The organism is Streptomyces sp. B21-083, from assembly GCF_036898825.1.
Lineage (GTDB): Bacteria > Actinomycetota > Actinomycetes > Streptomycetales > Streptomycetaceae > Streptomyces.
This window is the reverse complement of record NZ_JARUND010000001.1, coordinates 4637476-4658056: the sequence shown is the minus strand read 5'-3', so window position 1 is coordinate 4658056 and position 20581 is coordinate 4637476. Positions and strand designations below refer to the sequence as shown.

Annotated in this window: 14 protein-coding genes, 1 tRNA gene and 1 riboswitch; of the genes, 8 read left to right on the top strand and 7 right to left on the bottom strand. The window is 71.9% G+C overall.

The features are described from left to right. Positions 1-87: 87 nt before the first annotated feature. Positions 88-663, bottom strand: a complete 576-nt coding sequence (locus tag QA861_RS20865) for a MarR family winged helix-turn-helix transcriptional regulator (RefSeq protein ID WP_334589839.1) — start codon at positions 661-663, stop codon at positions 88-90. Between the two features lie 64 nt (positions 664-727). Between QA861_RS20865 and QA861_RS20860 the strand changes: the two genes are divergently transcribed. The 3 genes from QA861_RS20860 (at position 728) to QA861_RS20850 (ending at position 3561) form a co-directional block, all read left to right on the top strand. Next, positions 728-1867: a dihydrofolate reductase family protein gene (locus QA861_RS20860; protein WP_334589838.1), complete on the top strand. Its 1140-nt coding sequence runs from the start codon at positions 728-730 to the stop codon at positions 1865-1867. 74 nt (positions 1868-1941) lie between these two features. Further along, a tRNA-Met gene (locus tag QA861_RS20855) sits at positions 1942-2015 on the top strand. A gap of 315 nt (positions 2016-2330) precedes the next feature. Next, positions 2331-2488, top strand: a riboswitch (cyclic di-AMP (ydaO/yuaA leader). 11 nt (positions 2489-2499) lie between these two features. Then, positions 2500-3561: a M23 family metallopeptidase gene (locus QA861_RS20850; RefSeq protein ID WP_334589837.1), complete on the top strand. Its 1062-nt coding sequence runs from the start codon at positions 2500-2502 to the stop codon at positions 3559-3561. A gap of 111 nt (positions 3562-3672) precedes the next feature. Here QA861_RS20850 and QA861_RS20845 read toward each other — a convergent pair whose 3' ends face one another. The 4 genes from QA861_RS20845 to QA861_RS20830 all read right to left on the bottom strand — a co-directional run bounded on the left by QA861_RS20845 (position 3673) and on the right by QA861_RS20830 (position 8847). After that, on the bottom strand, positions 3673-5034 hold the full coding sequence (locus tag QA861_RS20845) for a PrsW family intramembrane metalloprotease (RefSeq protein WP_334589836.1): 1362 nt from the start codon (positions 5032-5034) through the stop codon (positions 3673-3675). An 80-nt stretch (positions 5035-5114) separates the two neighbouring features. Further along, a complete protein-coding gene (gene trmB / locus QA861_RS20840) occupies positions 5115-5924 on the bottom strand; it encodes a tRNA (guanosine(46)-N7)-methyltransferase TrmB (RefSeq protein WP_334589835.1) in 810 nt (269 codons plus the stop codon). Between the two features lie 160 nt (positions 5925-6084). Beyond that, a complete protein-coding gene (gene lhgD / locus QA861_RS20835; protein ID WP_334590637.1) occupies positions 6085-7302 on the bottom strand; it encodes an L-2-hydroxyglutarate dehydrogenase in 1218 nt (405 codons plus the stop codon). A 120-nt stretch (positions 7303-7422) separates the two neighbouring features. Then, the gene (locus QA861_RS20830) at positions 7423-8847 is read right to left on the bottom strand and encodes an NsdA family TPR-like regulatory protein (RefSeq protein WP_006375679.1); all 1425 of its coding nucleotides are present in this window, start codon (positions 8845-8847) and stop codon (positions 7423-7425) included. 898 nt (positions 8848-9745) lie between these two features. Between QA861_RS20830 and QA861_RS20825 the strand changes: the two genes are divergently transcribed. From QA861_RS20825 to QA861_RS20815, 3 genes are all read left to right on the top strand, one after another. Then, positions 9746-11914: an asparagine synthase-related protein gene (locus QA861_RS20825; protein WP_334589834.1), complete on the top strand. Its 2169-nt coding sequence runs from the start codon at positions 9746-9748 to the stop codon at positions 11912-11914. A gap of 192 nt (positions 11915-12106) precedes the next feature. Further along, positions 12107-12244 (top strand): hypothetical protein, encoded by a 138-nt coding sequence (locus QA861_RS47070; protein WP_443041521.1) that lies wholly within the window; start codon positions 12107-12109, stop codon positions 12242-12244. A gap of 410 nt (positions 12245-12654) precedes the next feature. Then, positions 12655-13857 carry a hypothetical protein gene (locus QA861_RS20815; RefSeq protein ID WP_334589833.1) on the top strand — a complete coding sequence of 401 codons (1203 nt, stop codon included), beginning with the start codon at positions 12655-12657 and terminating at the stop codon, positions 13855-13857. On the opposite strand, the gene QA861_RS20810 is transcribed toward QA861_RS20815, so the two are convergent. Together QA861_RS20810 and QA861_RS20805 are read right to left on the bottom strand one after the other, a co-directional pair. Next, positions 13844-15829, bottom strand: a complete 1986-nt coding sequence (locus tag QA861_RS20810; RefSeq protein ID WP_334589832.1) for a sigma-70 family RNA polymerase sigma factor — start codon at positions 15827-15829, stop codon at positions 13844-13846. The genes QA861_RS20815 and QA861_RS20810 overlap by 14 nt on opposite strands. Before the next feature lie 222 nt (positions 15830-16051). Continuing rightward, the gene (locus QA861_RS20805; RefSeq protein ID WP_334589831.1) at positions 16052-16864 is read right to left on the bottom strand and encodes a TetR/AcrR family transcriptional regulator; all 813 of its coding nucleotides are present in this window, start codon (positions 16862-16864) and stop codon (positions 16052-16054) included. A 379-nt stretch (positions 16865-17243) separates the two neighbouring features. Between QA861_RS20805 and QA861_RS20800 the strand changes: the two genes are divergently transcribed. Both QA861_RS20800 and QA861_RS20795 read left to right on the top strand, forming a co-directional pair. Beyond that, positions 17244-18623, top strand: coding sequence for an NAD(P)/FAD-dependent oxidoreductase (locus tag QA861_RS20800; protein ID WP_334589830.1), 1380 nt, complete (start codon positions 17244-17246; stop codon positions 18621-18623). 208 nt (positions 18624-18831) lie between these two features. Further along, positions 18832-20520, top strand: a complete 1689-nt coding sequence (locus tag QA861_RS20795; RefSeq protein WP_334589829.1) for a SpoIIE family protein phosphatase — start codon at positions 18832-18834, stop codon at positions 20518-20520. The last annotated feature ends 61 nt before the right edge of the window (positions 20521-20581 follow it).

Genomic DNA, 20581 nt, shown 5'->3' with positions numbered 1-20581 from the left:
TCTTGCTTCAGATTTGAAGCAGATCCTCGTTCGAAGAGTGACCCTATCCCATGCTTCAAAGTTAAAGCAATGGGGTTGTGGGAGTCCTCATGCGCCGGAGTCGCCGGAGCCACGGGAATCGCCCGAGCCGCCCGACTCGCCCTCGTCGGCGCCGCACGAGGGTGACGACCTGCGCAGCCAGGGCAGGCCCTCCGGCGCCGACTCCGTCCCGTCCCCCTGGAGTGCCCGCTCGATCCGCTTACCGATCTCCTCCAGCTGACCCACCTGCTCCGGGGTCAGATGGTCGAAGAGGGCCCCGCGGACCGTCGCGACATGGCCCGGGGCGGTGCGCTCCAGTACCGCCATGCCCTCCTCGGTCAGCGCGGCGACCGTGCCCCGCTTGTCCCACTTGCAGGCCTCGCGCCGTACGTGACCGTCCTTCTCCAGCCGGGCCACCGCGTACGTCAGCCGACTGCGCGTGATCTTCAGTTTCTCGGCGAGATCGGTCATGCGCAGCCGTCGCTCGGGCGTCTCGGAGAGATAGGCCAGGATCGTGTAGTAGAGGTGCGGCATCCCGGCGTCCTGCTGGAGCTGCCGGTCGAGCGCGTCCTCCAGAAGCAGGGAGGCCGCGACGTACGCGCGCCACGCGCGCTGCTCCTCGGGAGTGAGCCAGCGGGTCGTCATGAGACCAGTGTAGGTTTGTTTAAAACTTGAACCAAGCCAGGCCCGGTCAAGAAGAGAGCGACCCATGCCCCTCCCGCACGTCCTGTTGTCCGCCGCCGTCTCTCTCGACGGCTACCTGGACGACACCGGCCCCGAGCGGCTGCTGCTCTCCAGCCCCGCCGACTTCGACCGCGTCGACGAAGTACGGGCGTCCAGCGACGCCATCCTCATCGGCGCCGGCACCATCCGCGCCGACAACCCGCGTCTCCTGGTCAACTCGCCGGAGCGGCGGGCCGCGCGGCTGGCGGCCGGCAAGCCCGAGTATCCGCTCAAGGTGACCGTGAGCGGCTCGGGGGAGCTGGACCCGGCCGCCAACTTCTGGCACACGGGCGGCGAGAAGGCCGTGTACACGACGGACAAGGGTGCCGCACAGGCCCGGCGCGCCGGCCTCGGCGCCGATGTCGACATCGTGGCCCTGGGTCCCGGCGCGCTCGACTGGCGAGCCCTGCTCGAACACCTGCATGACGTACGGGGCGTCCGGCGCCTCATGGTCGAGGGCGGTGGCACCGTCCACACCCAGCTCCTCCGGCAGGGCCTCGCCGACGAACTCCAGCTCGTCCTCGCGCCCCTCTTCGTCGGCGACCCCGACGCCCCCCGCCTCTTCGGCCCCGGCGGCTACCAGGGCGGCCGGCTCCGGCTCACGGAGACGCGCAGGATCGACGACGTCGTCCTCATGCGGTACGAGCCCACCGCCCCCGGCGCGGGTCCGCTCGCCTCCGCCGCCGACCGGCACTGGCTGGCACTGGCGTGCGAACTGGCCCAGCTCTGTCCGCCGTCGCGCACGGCGTTCAGCGTGGGGGCGGTGGTGGTGGCCTCCGACGGTACGGAACTGGCGCGCGGGCACTCCCGGGAGGGCGGCGACCCGGTCGTGCACGCCGAGGAGTCGGCGCTCGCGAAGCTCGACCCGGCCGACCCCCGGCTCCGGACGGCCACCGTCTACAGCAGCCTGGAGCCCTGCGCCCGCCGCGCCTCCCGCCCCGCCCCCTGCGCCCGGCTGATCCTCGACGCGGGCGTCCGCCGGGTGGTGACCGCCTGGCGCGAGCCGGACACCTTCGTCGTGGCGGCGGACGGGAGCGGGCTGCTCTCCGGGGAGGGTGTCGAGGTCGTCGTGCTCCCCGAGTTCGCGGAGCGGGCCAAGGCTCCCAACGCCCACCTGCCCGGCTGACGTGCCGCTTCTGCGGGGCCGGGCCGAGGGTGGTGATCGAGGTCCCTCGGATGACGTATAGTTGTGTTCAGCGGCGCGGGGTGGAGCAGCTCGGTAGCTCGCTGGGCTCATAACCCAGAGGTCGCAGGTTCAAATCCTGTCCCCGCTACTGAAGGCCCAGGGCCGGAAAACCATGAAAATGGTTTTCCGGCCCTGAGTCGTTTGTGCCCTGGCCGCAGTCGGTTTTCATCGCCTGTCACCAAGGGTGAGTGAGCGATCTCGTTGCGCACAACATCTGACACCTCGTCAAAACTCGGTAGTCACTTAGGGCATGGTCAACTCGCCCGATTTTCACCGGTGGTGACCCAGAAAGTCCTCGGGAAAAGGATTAACGATCAACGGGAACAGCTTGGAATCCGGTGTCCAGGTCTATTAACGTTCGATAACGCAGCGCGGTAGTCCCAGCCGTCACAAGAGTCGGCTCCGTGCGCAAGTGCCTAATCCCGCAAGGGAACCGGGGAACCACCACCTTGGGGTGAATCGCTCGTCCGCCGCCGTGGCGACACGGCAGGTATACGCGCGTAGGAGACCTTCCTGCTCCGAACCCGTCAGCTAACCCGGTAGGCGAGAAGGAAGGAAAGGAGCACGCCCACGTGGCGTCAAACCCGCCTGCCCCAGAAGCCCCCTCCGTGCCGAACCGGCGCAGCAGCGAGACCGAGGACGGGAAGATCCCGACCTTCGGCTTCGGCGGCTACCGCACCGACGAGGGCCCCTGGGAGGAGTGGAATCCCAGTGCGGACTCCGTCCTCCCTGTTCGCGGCCGGCACCGCGTCGGCAAGCAGCGTGGTGGGCTCGCCCGCAGTTCCACCGTTCTCGGCGTCGGCGTCATAGCCGCTGTCGGCGGGGCCGGCATGGCCACCGCGCAGAGCGGCAAGCCGCCGGTCTCGATCTCCATCCCCGACCTGCCCTCCGTCGGCTCGCCCTTCACGCACGACGACTCGGACGACGAGCCCAAGGGCTCCGCCACCGCGCTCAGCAGCGTCGGCGTGACAACCGAGGAGACCGAGCAGGGCACCAGCGACGCCGGCGAGGCCCTGCGCAGCCGCATCATCCTCCAGGCCGAGCAGCAGAAGGACCAGGCCGAGGCCAAGGTCCAGCAGGCCGCCCAGGACGCCGCCGCGAAGAAGGCCGCCGTCGAGGCCGCCAAGGTGAAGCGGGAGGCCGCGGCCAAGGTCGCCGCCGAGAAGAAGAAGATCGCGGAGGCCGCGGCGGCGAAGGTGGAGGCCGCGCGTCTCGCCTCGCTCGCCAAGCAGTACACGCTGCCGACCTCCTCGTACACGATCACCTCGACGTTCGGCCAGGCCGGCTCGCTGTGGTCCTCCGGCTACCACACCGGCCTCGACTTCGCCGCGCCCACCGGCACGCCGATCAAGGCCATCCACAGTGGCACGGTCACCGAGGCGGGCTGGAGCGGCTCGTACGGCTACCGCACCATCCTCACCCTCGACGACGGCACCGAGCTGTGGTTCGCCCACCAGTCGTCGATCAACGTCAGCGTCGGCCAGAAGGTCGCCACGGGTGACGTCATCGGCCGCGTCGGCGCCACCGGCAACGTCACCGGGGCCCACCTCCACCTGGAGGTGCACACCAGCAGCTCGGACCGTGCCGGCATCGACCCGATGGCGTGGCTGCGGAGCATGGGCCTCAACCCGTAGGAACCTGAGGAACCAGTCCTGTAGGAGACGCCTTCCCCGGTCTCTCGCCGGTAGTCCTGACGTTCGTTCATCGGCGTCAGGACTACCGGTTTTTTCGTAGTTCGAGCCCGGCTACCAGCGGTACGGGTTGTAGGCCGGGTACGGGTCGTAGGCGGGGCGGTTGTGGCCGTAGTGGTGGCCGTGGCTGTTGTGGGGGCTGTAGGGGTACGGCGGCCAGGTGACCGGTGGCACGGGAACCGGGGCCGGTGCGATGGCGCGGGCCGCGTGGTCCAGGGCCGGGCGGGCCACCGCCCTGCGCTCCCACAGCTCGCCCAGCAGCTCCTGCTCCCGGACGACGAAGTCGGCGCCCGCGCGGCCGAGGCGCCCCCGGTGACGCAGGAACGCGAGTGAGGTGGCGTACGCCTCGTACTGCGCCACCGCACGGGCGGCGGGCCTGCCCAGGTGGCGGCGGGCGTACTCGCGGGCCAGGCGGCGGGCGCGCATCGAGCCGAGGGCGTACGGCTCGGCCGGGGCCAGCCAGCCGGCCATCGCGTACGCGGGCAACTCGGCGCGCACGGTCCGCAGCTCACGCTGGCGGGTCCAGATGACCAGCCAGGTCAGCAGACCGAACGCGGGCACCATGAAAGCGGCGTACACCGCGATGAACCCGTACTCCCCGAAGGTCGACGAGCCGTTCCAGAAGGCGTGCGTGCTCATCGCGAGCAGCAGCCCGGTCAGCGGCAGCAGCACCCGGCGGACGGGCCGGCCCTCACCCCACAGCGCGGAGATCCCGAACCCGATACCGGTGAGGACCGTGAACAGGGGGTGCGCGAACGGCGACATGACGACGCGTACGAAGAAGGTCGCCGCGGTGACCGAGGCGATACCGGTGTCTCCGGTGAGCTGGTCGGTGCCGAACGCGGTGCCGATGTAGAGGATGTTCTCGGTGAAGGCGAAACCGGTGGCGGTGACCCCGGCGATGACGACCCCGTCGACGATCCCGGTGAAGTCGCGCCGCCGGAAGAGATAGATGAGCAGTACGGCGGCCGCCTTGGCGGACTCCTCGACGATCGGCGCTATGACGGTCGCGCCGAGGGTGTCCGCGCCCGACGGGTCGGCGGTGGCCGTCGCTATCCATCTGGTCGCGAAGCTGTTGGCGACGATCGCAATCAGGGCCGCCGCGCAGGCGCCCCAGGCGAAGGAGAAGACCAGGTTCCGCCAGGGGCCCGGCTCGACCCGGTCCAGCCACCGGAACGCGGCGACGAGCAACGGCACGGGCAGTACGGCGAGCCCGAGTCCGACCAGGAACCCCTCGGTGCCGGTCTGTTCGCGGACCAGGGCGAGGATGACGAGCCCGGAGAGCGCGAGCAGGCTGATGAGGGCGCCGTAACGCACCCAGGGCCGCTGCCACCAGTGCGCGTGCCGCAGCGCCCCGCCGACGGGACCGTCGGCCGGGCCACTGGGATGCGTCGGGTACGGGGGAAAGGTGGCCACGGCATTGACCCTAACGAGGGAGGGACGCGGCCCGCGACGGTGCGGGAGGGGACGTGAGGTTCTGAGGTTCTGGGCGTGCTCTACGGGTGCTGTACGCGGCGGAACAGCAGGTCGTTCACGACATGACCCTTCTCCAGCCCCTGGCCCTCGAAACGGGTCCGGGGACGGAACTCCGGCCGGGGTGCGTAACCGCCGTCCGGCCGGGTGTTCTCGAACTCCGGGTGCGCGTCGAGCACGTCGAGCATCTGTTCGGCGTACGGCTCCCAGTCGGTCGCGCAGTGCACGACGGCGCCGGGGCGCAGCCGGTCGGCGACCAGATCGAGGAACTCGGGCTGGATCAGCCGCCGCTTGTGGTGCCGCTTCTTGGGCCAGGGGTCGGGGAAGTAGACGCGCAGGCCGTCCAGGGAGTCGGGGGTGAGCATCTCGCGGAGCAGGATGATGGCGTCACCGTTGGCGACACGGATGTTGGTCAGTCCCTGCTGGTCGGCGAGGTTGAGCAGATTGCCCTGGCCCGGGGTGTGCACGTCGACGGCGAGGATGTTGGTACGGGGATCGTCGGCAGCCATCCTCGCGGTGGCCTCGCCCATCCCGAACCCGATCTCGAGTACGACGGGCAGGTCGTCGCCGAACAACTCGCCGAGGCGGAGGGCGTGGCCGTCGATGTCGAGGCCCCACTTGGGCCACAGCCGCAGCAACGCGTCACCCTGCCCGGCGGTGACCCGGCTGCGCCGGGGCTGAAAGCTCCTGATCCGCCGCTCGAAGTGGGACCCGGCGGGATCGGCCTGCGGCCCGCCGGGAAACCGGGGCTCGCCCTTGGCCCGGACGGGAGCGGGGGCCGGGGTGGGCGTCGGCCCGGGGGAGGGGGCGGCGGAGTCAAGGGAGTCAGACACAGTGCGGCCGATTTTACCGCCGCGAGCACACCGACGTGTCCGGCGTCCACAGCAGACGCGGACGCGGCACAGGCCCGGCTTCCCACCACCCCACCCGTTCGCCGCATCCATCCAGCCCAGGCCCGCTTCTCAGCTCGGCGACGCCGAAGGAACCCCCGCCTCACCCACCCAGCACGGCCAGCGCCCGCCGGGCCACCTCCCGCCCGATCGGCAGCGAAGCGGTCGCCGCCGGCGAGGGCGCGTTCAGCACATGGACCGCCCTCGCCCCCTCCCGGATGAGGAAGTCGTCCACCAGCGTCCCGTCCCGCAGCACCGCCTGCGCCCGCACGCCCGACGCCGCGGGCACCAGATCCCCGTCCGCCACCACCGGCAACAACCTCCGGACCGCCCGCGCGAACGCCTTCTTGGACACCGAGCGCCGCAGCTCCCCGCCTCCGTACCGCCAGTGCCGCGCGGCTATCCGCCACGACCCCGGCCACGCCACCGTCGCCCCCAGCTCGCGCATCCGTACGGTTCCCCACCCGTATCCCTCGCGGGCCAGCGCCGGCACGGCATTGGGCCCGATGTGGACGCTCCCGTCGATCCCCCGGGTGAGATGGACCCCGAGGAAGGGGAACGCCGGATCGGGCACCGGATACACCAGCCCCCGCACCAGCTCGGGCCGCGCCAGCGTGAAGTACTCGCCCCGGAACGGCACGATCCGCATCCCTGGGTCGTCGCCGGTCAGCCGCGCCACCTCGTCGCAGTACAGCCCCGCGCAGTTGACCAGGACCCGCCCCCGCACGATCTCGCCGCCGCCCGGCCCCGCCGTCCGCACGGCCACCCCGAGCTCCGGCCGCCGGTCGACGCGGACCACCTCGGCCCCGTACCGGATCTCCGCCCCGGAGGACTCGGCCAGCTGCCGGGCGACCGCCCCGTAGTCGCAGACGCCCGTCGTGCCCACGTGGATGCCGGCGAGGCCTCGCACCTCCGGCTCGTACTCCCCGATCTGGGAGGGGCCCAGTTCCCGGACCGGAATGCCGTTCTCCCGGCCGCGCTGGACGAGGGCGTGCAGACGGGGCAGCTCGTCCCGTTCCGTGGCGACTATCAGTTTGCCGGTGACGGCGTGCGCTATGCCGTACTCCGCGCAGAACTTGACCATCTCGGCGGCGCCCCGCACCGCGTACTCGGCCTTGAGCGATCCCGGCCGGTAGTAGATCCCGCTGTGGATCACCCCGCTGTTGCGGCCCGTCTGGTGCCGCGCCGGGCCCGACTCCTTCTCCAGCACCGTCACCCGGGTGCCCGGGGCGGCGCGCGTGATCGCATACGCCGTCGACAGACCGACGATCCCCCCACCGATCACCAGCACGTCACAGTCGTAAGCGAACCCACGCGTCAGCTCCACCGCGCCCCACCTCCTGCTTTCGATAGTGCACTGCGCCACTGACAGTCACTTCAAACGCAGGAAGCGGACACAGAAAGCGAACACCCGTCGCAGCGTCTGCGGACGCTCTGAAATCTACGCCGGAGTCATCAGCAGCGGCCGGGCCCGCTCCCGCAGCTCCACCACCCGCGGCTCGTCCCCGTAGGGCTCCAGCCGGTGCAGAAGATCCTTCACGTACTCGGTGGTGCGCGCCGAGGAGATGCGCCCCGCGACCTCCACCGCCCGTACGCCCTGCTCGCATGCCGCGTCGAGGTTGCCCGACTCGAGCTCGGCGACCGCCGAGACGACCAGCCGCAGCCCGTGCGAGCGCACGAACTCCTCCGTCGGCTTCGACAGTGCCTGCTCCGTGAAACGGCGGACCTGGCGCGGTGCCTTCAGGTCGCGGTAGCACTCGGCGGCGTCGGCGGCGAAGCGGTCGTACCCGTAGAAGCCGAGCCAGGAGGGGTCGCCGTCGCCGTCGCGGGCCCGCTCCAGCCAGCTCTCCGAGGAGCGCAGCGCAGCGCCCGCCGCGTGGGCGTCACTCGCGCGCGCGTGGGCCCTCGCCTCGACCAGCCGGAAGAAACTCATCGTGCGGGCCGTCGCGAGGCCCCGGTTGCGCTCCAGGGCGGCCTGCGCGAGGTCGACGCCCTCGTCGCCGAAGCCCCGGTAGGTGGCCTGCAGCGACATCGAGGCCAGTACGTACCCCCCGAGCGGTACGTCCGCCGCCGCCCGGGCGAGTCGCAGCGCCTGGATGTAGTACCGCTGGGCGGCCTCCTGCTGTCCCGTGTCGAAGGCCATCCAGCCGGCGAGACGGGTGAGTTCGGCGGACGCCCCGAACAGCGCGCGTCCCACCTCGTCCGAGTACGACCCCAGCAGCAGGGGTGCCGCCTCCACCCGCAGGCACTCGGGCACCATCGAGGAACGCCAGTCGCCGCCCCCGTACTTGGAGTCCCAGCGCCTGGCGTCCTCCGCGGCCTCCCGCAGTTTCTGCACATCACTGTGGCCGACTTTCAGCGGTGCACCGGAGCCCTCGGAGGGACTCGCGTCGCGTGCCACCGAGCTGTCGGCCGGGGTTATCAGCCATCGTGAGGCGGGCGTCGCGTACGCGCTCACCGCGAACGATCCGGCGAGCGACTGCCAGATGCCGCCGGAGCCGGCGCGCCGGCCCGCCAGGTCGAGACGGTAGAGGTCGGTGGCCGAGCGGACGGCCTGTCCGACGTCTCTGGGGAAGGCGAGGCCCACTTCGGGCGCGGGGTCCGCGTCTGCCAGGCCGATCTCGTGGAGCGGCACCGGGCGGCCGAGCTTCTGGCCGATGGCGGCCGCGATGAGGTGCGGCGCGGCGCCCTGCGGCACCATGCCCTTCGACACCCAGCGCGCCACCGACGTCTTGTCGTAGCGAAGAGTCAACCCGCGTTGAGCGCCAAGATCGTTGACGCGACGCGCGAGTCCTGCGTTGCTGATTCCCGCGAGGGCGAGAACGGCGCCGAGTTTTTCGTTCGGCCCGCGTTGCTCCCTGGACATGCGCCACCCCTCGACACAGACGGCTGCCGCGCTGGCATAACCACCCGGCATTCGTAAACCCAGCGTAGTTCGCCGCATCCCAAGCGTTAAGGGGCATTGTTCCGGATGGCGGGATTGTGGTCCGTACGGAAGTTCTGGGGATGTACGCACCGTTGCGACGTGCCCCCGACGTGTGGCCGTGCGCCTGTCCGTGCGCTCTTCTCCGGCCATGGCGGGAGCGCTTCCATGGATCCTGCGTGGGTCGGCCCGCTGTACTGGATCCAGTGGGCTGGGGGACACCGCCGCCTACATCCCCGCGGGCGGCGGACCGGTCCGGGAGGCGAACTCCGCCTCCCGGACTGTGCGTAGGCGCTGCGCTCCGCAGAGCCTGTACGGAGCGTGCGCGAGCCTGCCTGGGCTTCGCCAACTTGGCCGAAAACAGACCCTGTCGTACCGGGTCGATTACCCCTCCCACCACGGAAATTGAGGGCGCGTGGGGCGTCTTGGGGGAGCGTAACGGGGGCGCATTCAGGTCGCGGCCGTGGCGTCGCCCGTCTCGCGGTCAGCCCGTGGCCCTCCCGGAGCCATCTCGCCCTTGTGTCGCGAACTCTTCGCTCGACGGGTTGCGAACTTCCCGCCAGGGAACGGCGATCTTTTGATCCGACCGCCGAAGTCCCTTCCTTCGGACTTCGAATGAGCCTCGGGCAACCCCGAAAATCCCCGGAGTACCTTGAAGTCCCTTGGTCGGCGCGTGCGTTCGGAGCGCTGCGGGCATGTTCCAGGGGGTGCACAGGAGTTCGCAGGGGCGCACTTCGGGGAGCACGAGCGGCTCCGCCGTCCCTCCTGGGCGCGTCCTTCATGGCAGCATGGTGCCGAGTTCGTCCGGTGCACTGGTTGTCCACAGCCTGTGGAGGCGTCGATGCGGTGGTTGGTGGGATGGAGCAGCACCGCAGCTGTGGCCGCCAAGTTCGCGACAGGACCTGCCGGTTACACGGCCGGCGGAGCCGGAAGCGGAACCGGTGCCGGATACGCGGCTGGGGCGACCGGCTACGAGGGCGAGACGGTCCACCCGGTCGGCTCCCAACTCCTCTGGGGAGACCCCGATCCGCTCTGGGCGGTCGGCGACTGGCGCCCCGACGAGGTGCGCGTCGTGCGGGCCGACGACCAGACCCGGATCGCTGTCCTGGGCACCTGCGGAGCCACCGACGAGCAGCTGCGGGTCGCGCTGTTCGCCGCCCGCGGAGGGGCACTTCGCCATCTGACGGCCTGGCCGGGCAGCTACACGGCGATCGTCCAGGTGGGGCGCCGGCTCATGGTCTGCGGCGACCTCGCGGGCGCGCGCCCGGTGTTCCACGTCCCCTGGGCGGGCGGTACGGCCTATGCGACGGCGGCCCTTCCGCTCGCCGACCTCATCGAGGCCAACCTCGACTTCGGCCATCTCGCCGCCCTCCTCGCGGCCCCCGACGTACCGGCCGCGCTGCACGACTCGACCCCCTACGACGGCGTACGGCGCATTCCGCCCGGGCACGCGCTGATCCTGCGCGCCGGGGCACGTGAGATCGCCGGGTACGAACCGGTGGCCTCCCTCGCGGTCGCGGCAGCCTCCGTGGACCCCGACAGCGCGGTGGACGGCGTACGGGACGCGCTGGTCGAGGCGGTACGCGCCCGGCTGTCGGCCCCTCGCCATGTACCCGGCGCCGACGTGGACCCCGGGCCGGTGCCCGGGATGGGTCCCGCGGAACGGCGTGCCGCGCGCGGGATGCCCGTCCCGGGGATAGGGGCGGACCTGTCCGGCGGGCCGGCCTCGGGGACACTCGCGCTCCTGGCGGCGGGCCTCCCGGGCATGCCCGGGACGGTACTGGGGCACGGCACGGGCGCCGGGGAGCGGCTCGTGGCGGTCACCTTCAACGACCTGGTGGTGGGCGGGCGCGAGGCGGAACTGGAGCGGGCGGGCACCCTCGCGGCGAACCCGCGCCTGCACCACGTGGTGGTGGCGGGCGGCGAGGACGTCCTCCCGTACGCCGACCTGGAGGGCCCGCTGACCGACGAACCGGGCCCGTCCCTGGTGACGGCGGCCCGCCATCGCGCCCGTCTGGCCTCGGGCAGCGCCGACCACTTCACCGGCTACGGCGCCCGGCAGGTGCTGGACGCCCACCCCGCCCGCCTGGCCGACCTCCTGATGGACCGTAAGCGACGCCACCTGGTCCGTCCCGTGGCGGCGCTCGCGAAGGCCGACGGCTCGGTGCTGGTCCCCGCGCGCGTGTACGGTGCCGCCCGCAAACTCTCCCGTACGCCCTACCGGGCCGGCATAGAGAACCTCGCCGACCGTCTGATGCAGCGCCGGTTCGACGAGCCCGGAGGTGCGGTGGGGGCCTCGCTGGCCGCGCTCACCTGGGCGAGACCCGGCCCGGCCGCGCGCTGGCTGACCGGTGAGGCGCTGGCTGAAGTATCGGTTCGCCTCAACTGGGCGACGGACCGCGCGGGTGTCGGCGTCGGCCCCGGCCAACGCCCGGGGGACTTCCGCGCGCGGGCGGCACTGACCCGTCAGGCGGCCGATGTACGTGTCCTGGAACAGGCCGCGGAGATTCGCTTCCAGCGCCTGCACACGCCCTTCCTGGACAACCAGGTGGTACGCGCCTGCCGGGCCCTCCCCGAAGCGTTGCGCGTCCAACCGGGCGCCCGGGCATCCATCCTCCGTACGGTCCTGGAAGGCGCCGGCGTCGCGGACCTGCCCCCCGGCTGGGGCGCTCCCTCCCACGCGTCGGCGAACGCGGCGTCTCGGACGGGCCTGCGGGTGTCGGTGGAGTCCCTGATGACCCTCTTCGACACGCCGCTGCTCGCGGAGGCGGGGCTGGTGGAGGCGAGAGTGGTCCGCAAGGCCCTCCGTGCCGCCTCGGAGGGCGAACCCCTCCCCCTGGACGGCTTGGCGGACCTGGTCTCCCTGGAGGTGTGGCTACGCCGCCTTCTCTCCCGGCGAGGCACCTGCTGGACCGGAACCCCGGCCCGCCAACGAGCCGTACCGTCGGGAATCACCCCCCAGAGGGGCGCGTTGGGAGCAGGCGCAGGAGCGCACGCCTCCGGCGGTTAGCCGGGTGGGGTGGGTGCGGCTCGGGTCGTGATTTCCCACCCGCCGACCCGTTTACTGCTTCTGTCCAGCCCACGCCCGCACCCCCAGCCCGTCCGGCGTTTGAGGACGAGTCCCGTTCAGGGCCGTAGGGGGTCTGGGGGCGCAGCCCCCAGGGATGGGACGGGTAAGGGCGGCGGGGGCGAGAATAGGCCGGTGCGGTACAGAATCCTGGGCGTCACCCACGCCCAGGACGACCACGGCACCGCCGTACCCCTCGGCGGCCCGCGCCTCCGCGCCCTCCTCACCGCCCTCGCCCTACCCCCGACCGCACCCTCACCCCCGAGACTCTGATCGACGAGGTCTGGGGGCACACCCCGCCCAAGGACGCCCCCGCAGCCCTCCAAGCCCTCGTCGGCCGCCTGCGCCGCACCCTCGGCAAGGACACCATCACCTCGGACCCCGGCGGCTATCGCCTGGTGGCGTCCCCGGACCACATCGACCTCCACGTCTTCGAACACCTCGTACGACTGGCTCCGGCCTCGGGCCTGGCTCCGGCCTCAGACCTGGCCTCAGGCCCGGCCTGTGCCTCGGACCCGGCCCCAGACCTGGCTCCTGCCTCAGACCCAGACCTGGCCTCAGACCCAGACCTGGCCCCAGACCTGGCCCCAGACCTGGCCCCGGGCCCGGAGTCGGGCCCGGAGTCGGCCAAGCTGGCCCGGTCGACCAGAACGGGCGGAGGTGCGCGGCGACATGCCTAGCGCATGAACCTCCGTATGCTCCACATCTTCCTGACCCTCGACGCCGACCCGGCCACCGTCTCCCGCGGCGAGGACTGGCACCGCCAACTCGCCGAGGTGCGTGCCCATTTCGAGCGTGGCGGTCCGGAAGCGGCCCGGCTGCCCGGCTTCGCCTGGGCGTTCACCTTCCTGTCCCACCGTCCAGGCCTCGACGGCTCCGGGGACATGGCGAACAACCCTGCGGCCATCACCGCGGCGGCTCTGGACGCCGTGATCGCCAACTGCCGTGTCCACGGCGGCGACTGGGAGGTCGCCGTGGCCCTGATGTTCCGTACGCATCTGGTCGTCGACTCGGCGGGCGGCCTGCGCGGCCGGCGCGTCGACGACGACCTCGCGGACCTGCGCGTGCTCAGCCGGCGCGTCGGCGACCGCTGGGTGCGGGCCCAGGTGTGCAGCGCGGCCGGGGAGGCCGCCATGTCGCGCGGTGGCTTCGAGGAGGCCAAGCGGGAGTACGCGGAGGCGCTGCGGTTCGCCCAGGAGGTGGGCGCCCACGCCGAAGCGCCGTTTCTCATCGCGCGGCTCGCCGAGATCGCCTACCGCGAGGGCGACCGCGCCGGCGCGCTGACCACCCTCGACGAGGCGAGCGCGGCGGCCGAGCGTTACGGGGTGGCGGACTCCCGGGCGTTCGTCCTGCTGCTGCGGGCGCAGATGGCGCTGGACGAGCGGGACATCACCCTCGCGCGGGCACTGTGCGAGCAGTCCCGCGCGCAGAGCGCGCACGGCACCCCGCCGCCGCAGTTCATGGCCTGGCTGGACGGGATGGACGCCCTCGTCACGACCGAGGAGCGCGGGCCCGAGGAGGGCCTGGCGAAACTGACCGCCACCCTGCGCGAGGCCGTGGCGCAGCGCTGCGCCGAGGTGATCACGGCGGGGCTGGTGGACAGCACGGCGAGACTGCTGGCCCGGCTCGGCGACCTGCCCCACGCATCCCGTCTGCTCGCGGCCTCGGAGAGCTGGCGGGGCGAGTATCCACGCCCGATGCCGGACGCGGCGCGGGCTCAGGAGACGGAGGCCGAGGCCCGCAGAGTCCTGGGCGCGGCACGGTACGAGTCGGAGCGCAGGACGGGAGCGGAACTCACCGCGGACGACGTACTCGCCCTGCTCGACCAACTCACCTCCCTGTACCCGCCACCCACCCCCGAACGCACTCTCGTCACCGGCACATGAACCTGGACTCCGCCCAGTCCGCGAGTACCACCGAGTCGAACGGCGAGTGGGGTTCCACGACCAGGCGGATCGTCCTGTGTCCGGTGAGGTCGACGTGGACGGGTACGGCCTCCTGTCCGCCCCGGACCGACCCGGACTGCCACATGCGCATCCCGTCGGCGAACACCGAGAAGCGGACCTGGCCGACTCCCAGCATCATGTCGTCGACACCGACGAGGGCGTCGTACGAGGCACAGTCGCGGTTGAGATCGACGGTGACCGAGGACTGCCCGTGGACGGTCACCCCGCGCGCGTACTGCTTGTCCGCGATCGCCACCCCCCACCGCTGCCACACCCAACTGCTCTCGCCGAGCCGCATCTCGGGCTTGGTGCCGTCGCCGGTGATGCCGTACTCCAACTCGTTCCACGGGTAGTCGGCAGGGGCCGGCGGCGGGGGAGGCGGGGGAGGAGGCGTCGGGGTGGGCGTGGGCGTCGGAGTCGGGGGTGGGCTGGGCGTCGGTGTCGGGGTGGGGCTCGGGGTGGGCGTCCGGGACGGAGTCGGGGTGGGGCTGGGGCTCGGGCTCGGGGTGGGTGCGGGCGCCTGGGCCGGGGCCAGTGCCGGGACGATCGGGTCGGGTTCCCGCTCGGCCGGCGCCGGGCTCGGGGGAGGCATCGGTGCCTCCGGCCGGCTCACGGGCGCGGACGGGGCCGGCTGGGCAACCGGCTTCTCCGGGACCTGGTCACCGGCCAGCGCGAACACCACCGCCGCGATCCCGACGGCGACGACCCCCGCCGCGATCCCCGCCTTCACCGGCGCGCCCAGCCCCTCCGAGACCGCCGCGCCGCCCCCGGCCCCGCCGGACGACGAGCCGCTCGCCGCGGCCGCCGCACCACCGACGCCCACCGCACCCGCTCCGGCGCCCCCGGCGACCAGCGCGGCCACCTTGGCGTACCCGGCGGCGCCGAACCAGCCGATGACCGCGAGCGGTACGACGGCGGGGATGCCGCTGGCGACCTCCTTGATCTGGCCCGCGGCCAGCCGGCACCTGGCGCACTCCTCCAGGTGCTTGCGCAGCCCCCGTTCGGCCCGGGTGCGCAGACCCCCGCGGGCGTACGCGCCGAGCCGGTCGGCGTAGCGGGAGCACTCCTCGTCGGTGACGAGGGTGGCGCTGACGTGGGCCTGGAGGTAGGCCTGCTTGAGCCCTTCGCGGGCCCGGCTGGCGAGCACGCGCGTGCCGTTGGCGTCCAGCCCGAACAGCGTGGCGACCTCGCTCGGCGACTCGTCCTCGACCTCGGTGTGCCACAGCACGGCCTGCCACCGCTCGGGCAGCGACCGGAACGCCTGCATGGCCATGGACCGCTCGGCCTCGTGCATCGCGCGGACCTCGGCGCCGAGATCCAGCGTGTCGTGGTCGGCGGCCACCTCGAAGCCGCGCGCGGCCTGCGCCGCGAACACCGCGAAGTCGTCGACCAGTTGCTCGCGCTTCGCCGACGTCGTCCAGTTCGCGGCGACCCGGCGGACGGTGGTGAGCAGATAGGCGCGTACGGCGTACTCGGGGCCGCTGCCGCCGCGCACCGCCTGGAGCATGCGGGCGAAGACCTCGGCGGTCAGGTCGTCGGCGGTGTGGCCGTCACGGCAGCAGGTGCGCGCGTACCGGCGTACGGCGTCGGCGTGGCGCCGGTACAGCTCCTCGTACGCCGTGTCGTCGCCCGAGCGCATCCGCCCGATCAGGTCGGTGTCGGACGGCGGCAGCTCGATGGGCGGCGGCAGCACACTGTCCGCGCGGGGCGGCAGCAGGCTGCCCCCGCGCTGCGCCGGGACGTTCTCCAGCGGGTCGTCGAGGTACTCCGGGTACTCCGCGCCGTCCACCGAGCCGCCGAGGTACTGAACGCCGCCCGGCCCGCCCTGGTTCGGCACCTGGGGTGAGGTCAGGCCGCCGCCGGCCTCCGGGCCACCGTCACCGGGTGACTCGTCCCGCCCGTCAACGCTCATCGCGGAAAGCCCCCGCCGCCTGCACAGCTACCTGCACATCGAGTCCCGAACACCGGGTCAGAGTGCCATATTGGCTTTTGTTCAGGGCACCTGGAACGGACCAACCACTCGTCCGTGGGGACTTCCCGCACCGAGGTACTAGCGTTCACCCGAACGGGGAATGCAACCGGCGCTCCCTGGAGGGGAGTTGTCCGCCCCGCCCTGATCATCCTGGTTTGTTCATCACAGAGGCCGCGACCGCAACCCCTCCAACAGGATGTCCAACAGCCGTGACGAGGCCGCCGCCTGCTGCGCCGGGTCCGGCAGCGAGGGCGCCGCCGTCGCGATCACCAGCAGTACGTCCGACACCGACACGTCCGGCCGCAGTACGCCCGCCTCACGCGCCCGCTCCACGAGCCGGCCCACGACTTCCAGCAGCGCCGCCGCGCCCGGGTCGTCCGCCAGGGCGGCCGCCGCGGCGTCGTCGGACACCAGCCGCAGTTCCCCGGCGCCGAAACCGCCACCCGTCGCCTGGGTCCGCTGCTGCGGCACCCGCGCCTCATCGAGGCCGAGACCACCGGAAGCACCGGAACCACCGGAACCGGCGGAACCGTCGTCTTCGGCGACGCCGACGCGCAGTATCTGCGGCGGCAGCAGCCGCCCGGCGCCCGAGGCCACCGACGTCCGCAGGAAGCGCGACAGCGCCGACCACGGCTCGTCCTCCTGCCCGAGCGCCGCACGAGCCTGGTCGGTCAGCCGGGAGGTCTCCTCCTCGGCTATCCGCCGGACCAGTACGTCCTTGCTCGGGAAGCGCCGGTACACCGTGCCGACACCCACCCGAGCGCGCCGCGCCACGTCCTCCATCGGCGCGCCGTATCCCAGCTCGCCGAAGACCTCACGTGCCGCGCGAAGTACGTGCTCCAGATTGCGCTGTGCGTCCACACGCAGTGGCGCCGTACGCGATGTGTCACCGCGTCCGTTGCCCGCCGCCGCGCTGACCGGTCCGCCTGGTGCGATGGCGGACGCGGATGACCAACGAGAATCCTGAATGTGCATAATGTTCCCCCGGTAATGACGTCTCCCCCCGGAGACTCCCCGCCATTGGCAGCCGGAGCGCACGGAACAGCACTGAACAACGGGCCCACCCGCCGTGGAGCGGACCCGAAAGAGCGCATCCCCCTACACCCCGTCGACCTACGAACATAGTTGAGCGAGGGTCAATTCAGAAGGGGCACGTTCCGCACAGGGTGCCGCCCGATCGGAGTACGCGTCGCTTACGTCCCGGTTACGCCCCCTCCTGCCACCCGGCTCACCCCCGCTGAGCTGCGACTATGCCCCGCATGTCAGCGTTTCGGGCAACGTTTCGGCCCACTGCCCGAAGGTCACACAAATTGCCGGGCCTGTGGACAAACGCGAGCGCTGGGTGCGTCATGGGATGGTGAAGGAACGTGCGCGAATTCTCGTTGTCGGCGGCGGCTACGTCGGGATGTACACGGCCCTGCGCCTCCAGCGGAAGCTCCAGCAGGAGCTGAAACGGGGCCAGGTCGACATCACCGTCGTCACTCCGAACCCGTACATGACCTATCAACCGTTCCTCCCCGAGGCGGCAGCGGGCAACATCTCGCCCCGCCACGTGGTCGTACCGCTGCGCCGGGTCCTCGACCAGTGCCGGATCGTCGTCGGCGAGGTCAGCGCGATCGACCACGCCAAGCGCACCGCGACCGTCGTCACCCTCGCCACCACGGAAGAGGGAACGGGCGCCCAGCAACTGACGTACGACGAACTCGTCCTCGCCCCCGGCTCGGTCTCGCGCACCCTCCCGATCCCCGGCCTCGCCGAACACGCGATCGGCTTCAAGACGGTCGAGGAAGCCATCGGCCTGCGCAACCACGTCATCGAACAGATGGACATCGCCTCCTCCACCCGTGACCCCGCGATCCGCGACGCGGCCCTGACCTTCGTCTTCGTGGGCGGCGGCTACGCCGGCGTGGAGGCGCTCGGCGAGCTGGAGGACATGGCCCGCTACGCCGCGCGGTACTACCACAACGTCAAGGCCGAGGACATGAAGTGGATCCTCGTCGAGGCATCGGGCCGCATCCTGCCCGAGGTCGGCGAGGAGATGGGCAAGTACACGGTCACCCAGCTGCGCCGCCGCAACATCGACGTACGCCTGGAGACCCGCCTCGACTCCTGCGCGGACCGGATCGCCGTCCTCAGCGACGGCGCCCGCTTCCCCACCCGTACGGTCGTGTGGACCGCCGGCGTCAAACCCCACCCCCTGCTCGCCGCCACCGACCTCCCGCTGAACGAGCGCGGGCGCCTGAAGTGCACCGCAGAGCTGCGGATCGAGGGCACCACGCACGCGTGGGCGGCGGGAGACGCCGCCGCCGTCCCCGACGTCACGGCCGCGGAACCCGGCAAGGAGACGGCCCCCAACGCCCAGCACGCGGTACGCCAGGCCAAGGTCCTCGGCGACAACATCGCCCGCTCCCTGCGGGGCGAACCGCTCGAAACGTACTCCCACAGGTACGTCGGTTCAGTAGCCTCCCTGGGACTCCACAAGGGTGTCGCACACGTCTACGGGCGCAAGCTGAAGGGCTACCCCGCCTGGTTCATGCACCGCGTCTACCACCTGAGCCGGGTGCCCACCTTCAACCGCAAGGCCCGGGTGCTCGCCGAGTGGACCCTGTCGGGGCTCTTCAAGCGGGAGATCGTCTCCCTCGGTTCGCTCGAACATCCCCGCGCGGAGTTCGAACTCGCGGCCGGTGGAAAGCCTTCTCAGAAGCCTCACCAGGACCCGAAGGGGTCGTCCTGACCCGATCCAGGAACTCCACCGACGCGGCCGACGTCTGAAGGATGTCGGCCCGGTCGGCCACCCTGCCAGACTGGCTCCACGTCCCCTTGCCGCATGCCCTTCTCTACCCACGAGGCTTTCCGTAAGTGCTGTATCTCCAGGGGGACGTCCCCCGTACCTCCGGCCGACCCGCTGCCGGCCTGTGCCGACGAACACGAGGCAAGGATTCGTGAACTTCACGCGCTGGAGCGCCCGACTTCCCGGAACGCAGCGCCGCGCCGCAGCGCGGACCGATCACACGATCAGCCCGGACCGGCTGCCCGACCGACGTGGCGAGAGCTCCGGCTCGGGCCCCGGCTCCGTACCCGCCGCCCGCGCCGAGCGGCTCACCGACGATGATGCCCCCTGCCTGCCCGCGGTCGACGACCTGCCCACCCGCGAGGTCCTCGACCGCATCCCGGCCCTGGTCGCCATCGTCCACGGCCCCGACCACCGCATCGCGTACACCAACGACGCCTACACGGTGGCCTTCGGCGTACGCGCGGAGGGCGCCCCCGCCCGCGAAGCGGCCCCCGAGCTGGACGAACTGGGCCTGCTGCCCCTCCTGGACCAGGTCCTGCGCAGCGCCAAGCCCCGTACGCTCAAGTCCCGCAAGGCGCACAGCGGACGCTCCTACACGATCACGTGCACCCCGGTCGAGGCGACGGCCACTCCCGAAGGGAGTGGCGGCGTCCTCATCTTCGCCGCCGACGTCACCGACCACGCCGAGGCCGCCGAACGCCTGCGCGCCAGCGAACGCAGCCAGCGCGAGACCGCGGTGACCCTCCAGCGCTCCCTCCTCCCCCAGGAACTGGAGGAACCGGACGACCTCCGCGTGGCTGCCACCTACCATCCCGGCGGCACGGAAGCGGCGGTGGGCGGCGACTGGTACGACGTCATCACCCTGGGCGGCGGCCGCACAGCCCTCGTCATCGGCGACGTCATGGGCCGAGGAGTGCGCGCGGCAGCGATCATGGGCCAGCTCCGTACGGCGGTCCGCGCGTACGCCCGCCTGGACCTCCCCCCGCACGAGGTCCTCCAGCTCCTCGACGGCCTCGCCATGGAGATCGACGCCAACCAGATCGCCACCTGCGTGTACGCCGTCCACGACCCCAACGAGGGCAAGCTCGTGTACGCCTCCGCGGGCCACCTGCCCATCCTCGTCCGCGACGAGAGCGGGGTCGTCCAGCGCGCCGACGAACCCACGGGCCCGCCCCTCGGCACCGGCGGCTGGATGCACGCCTCGGGCTCGATCCCGCTCACCCCGGGCTCCACGGCGGTCCTCTACACCGACGGACTGGTGGAACGCCGTAACGAGGACCTCGACGAGGGCATCGCCGCCCTGGAGCGCGCCCTCGCCGGCGCCACGGGCAGCCCCCAGGTCGTCTGCGACCGCCTGGTCCGCTCGGCGGGCGTCACGGCGGACCACGACGACGACGTGGCGGTCCTGGTCCTCCAGCACCCCGCCCGTACCGGCCCCGACAGCGACCTGTTCCGCAACGCGGCCCTGGAACTCCTCGGCGGCATCGAAGCGGCCCCACGCGCGCGTGCGTTCGCCTCCGGCGTCCTGACGAGCTGGCGCTTCCCCACCGAACTGCACGACGTGGGCGTCCTGGCGGCCAGCGAACTGGTCGCGAACTCCCTCCAGCACGGCACACCCCCGATGCGCCTGCGCCTGCGCCGCACCGACCGCCGCCTCATCGTCGAGGTGACGGACGGCGACGACCACCTCCCCCTGCGCCGCACCGCGGAACCCGGCGACGAATCGGGCCGCGGCATCGCCATCATCGCCACGGTCGCCACGAGCTGGGGTTCACGCCGGACACCCGGGGGCGGGAAGGCGGTGTGGTGCGAGTTCGTGCTGCCGGGGTGCAAGTGATTTGGACCGTCCGCCGGTCAGGGGTCGCGCGCGTCCCCTAGGCGAACCCGCCGGCGCCTGC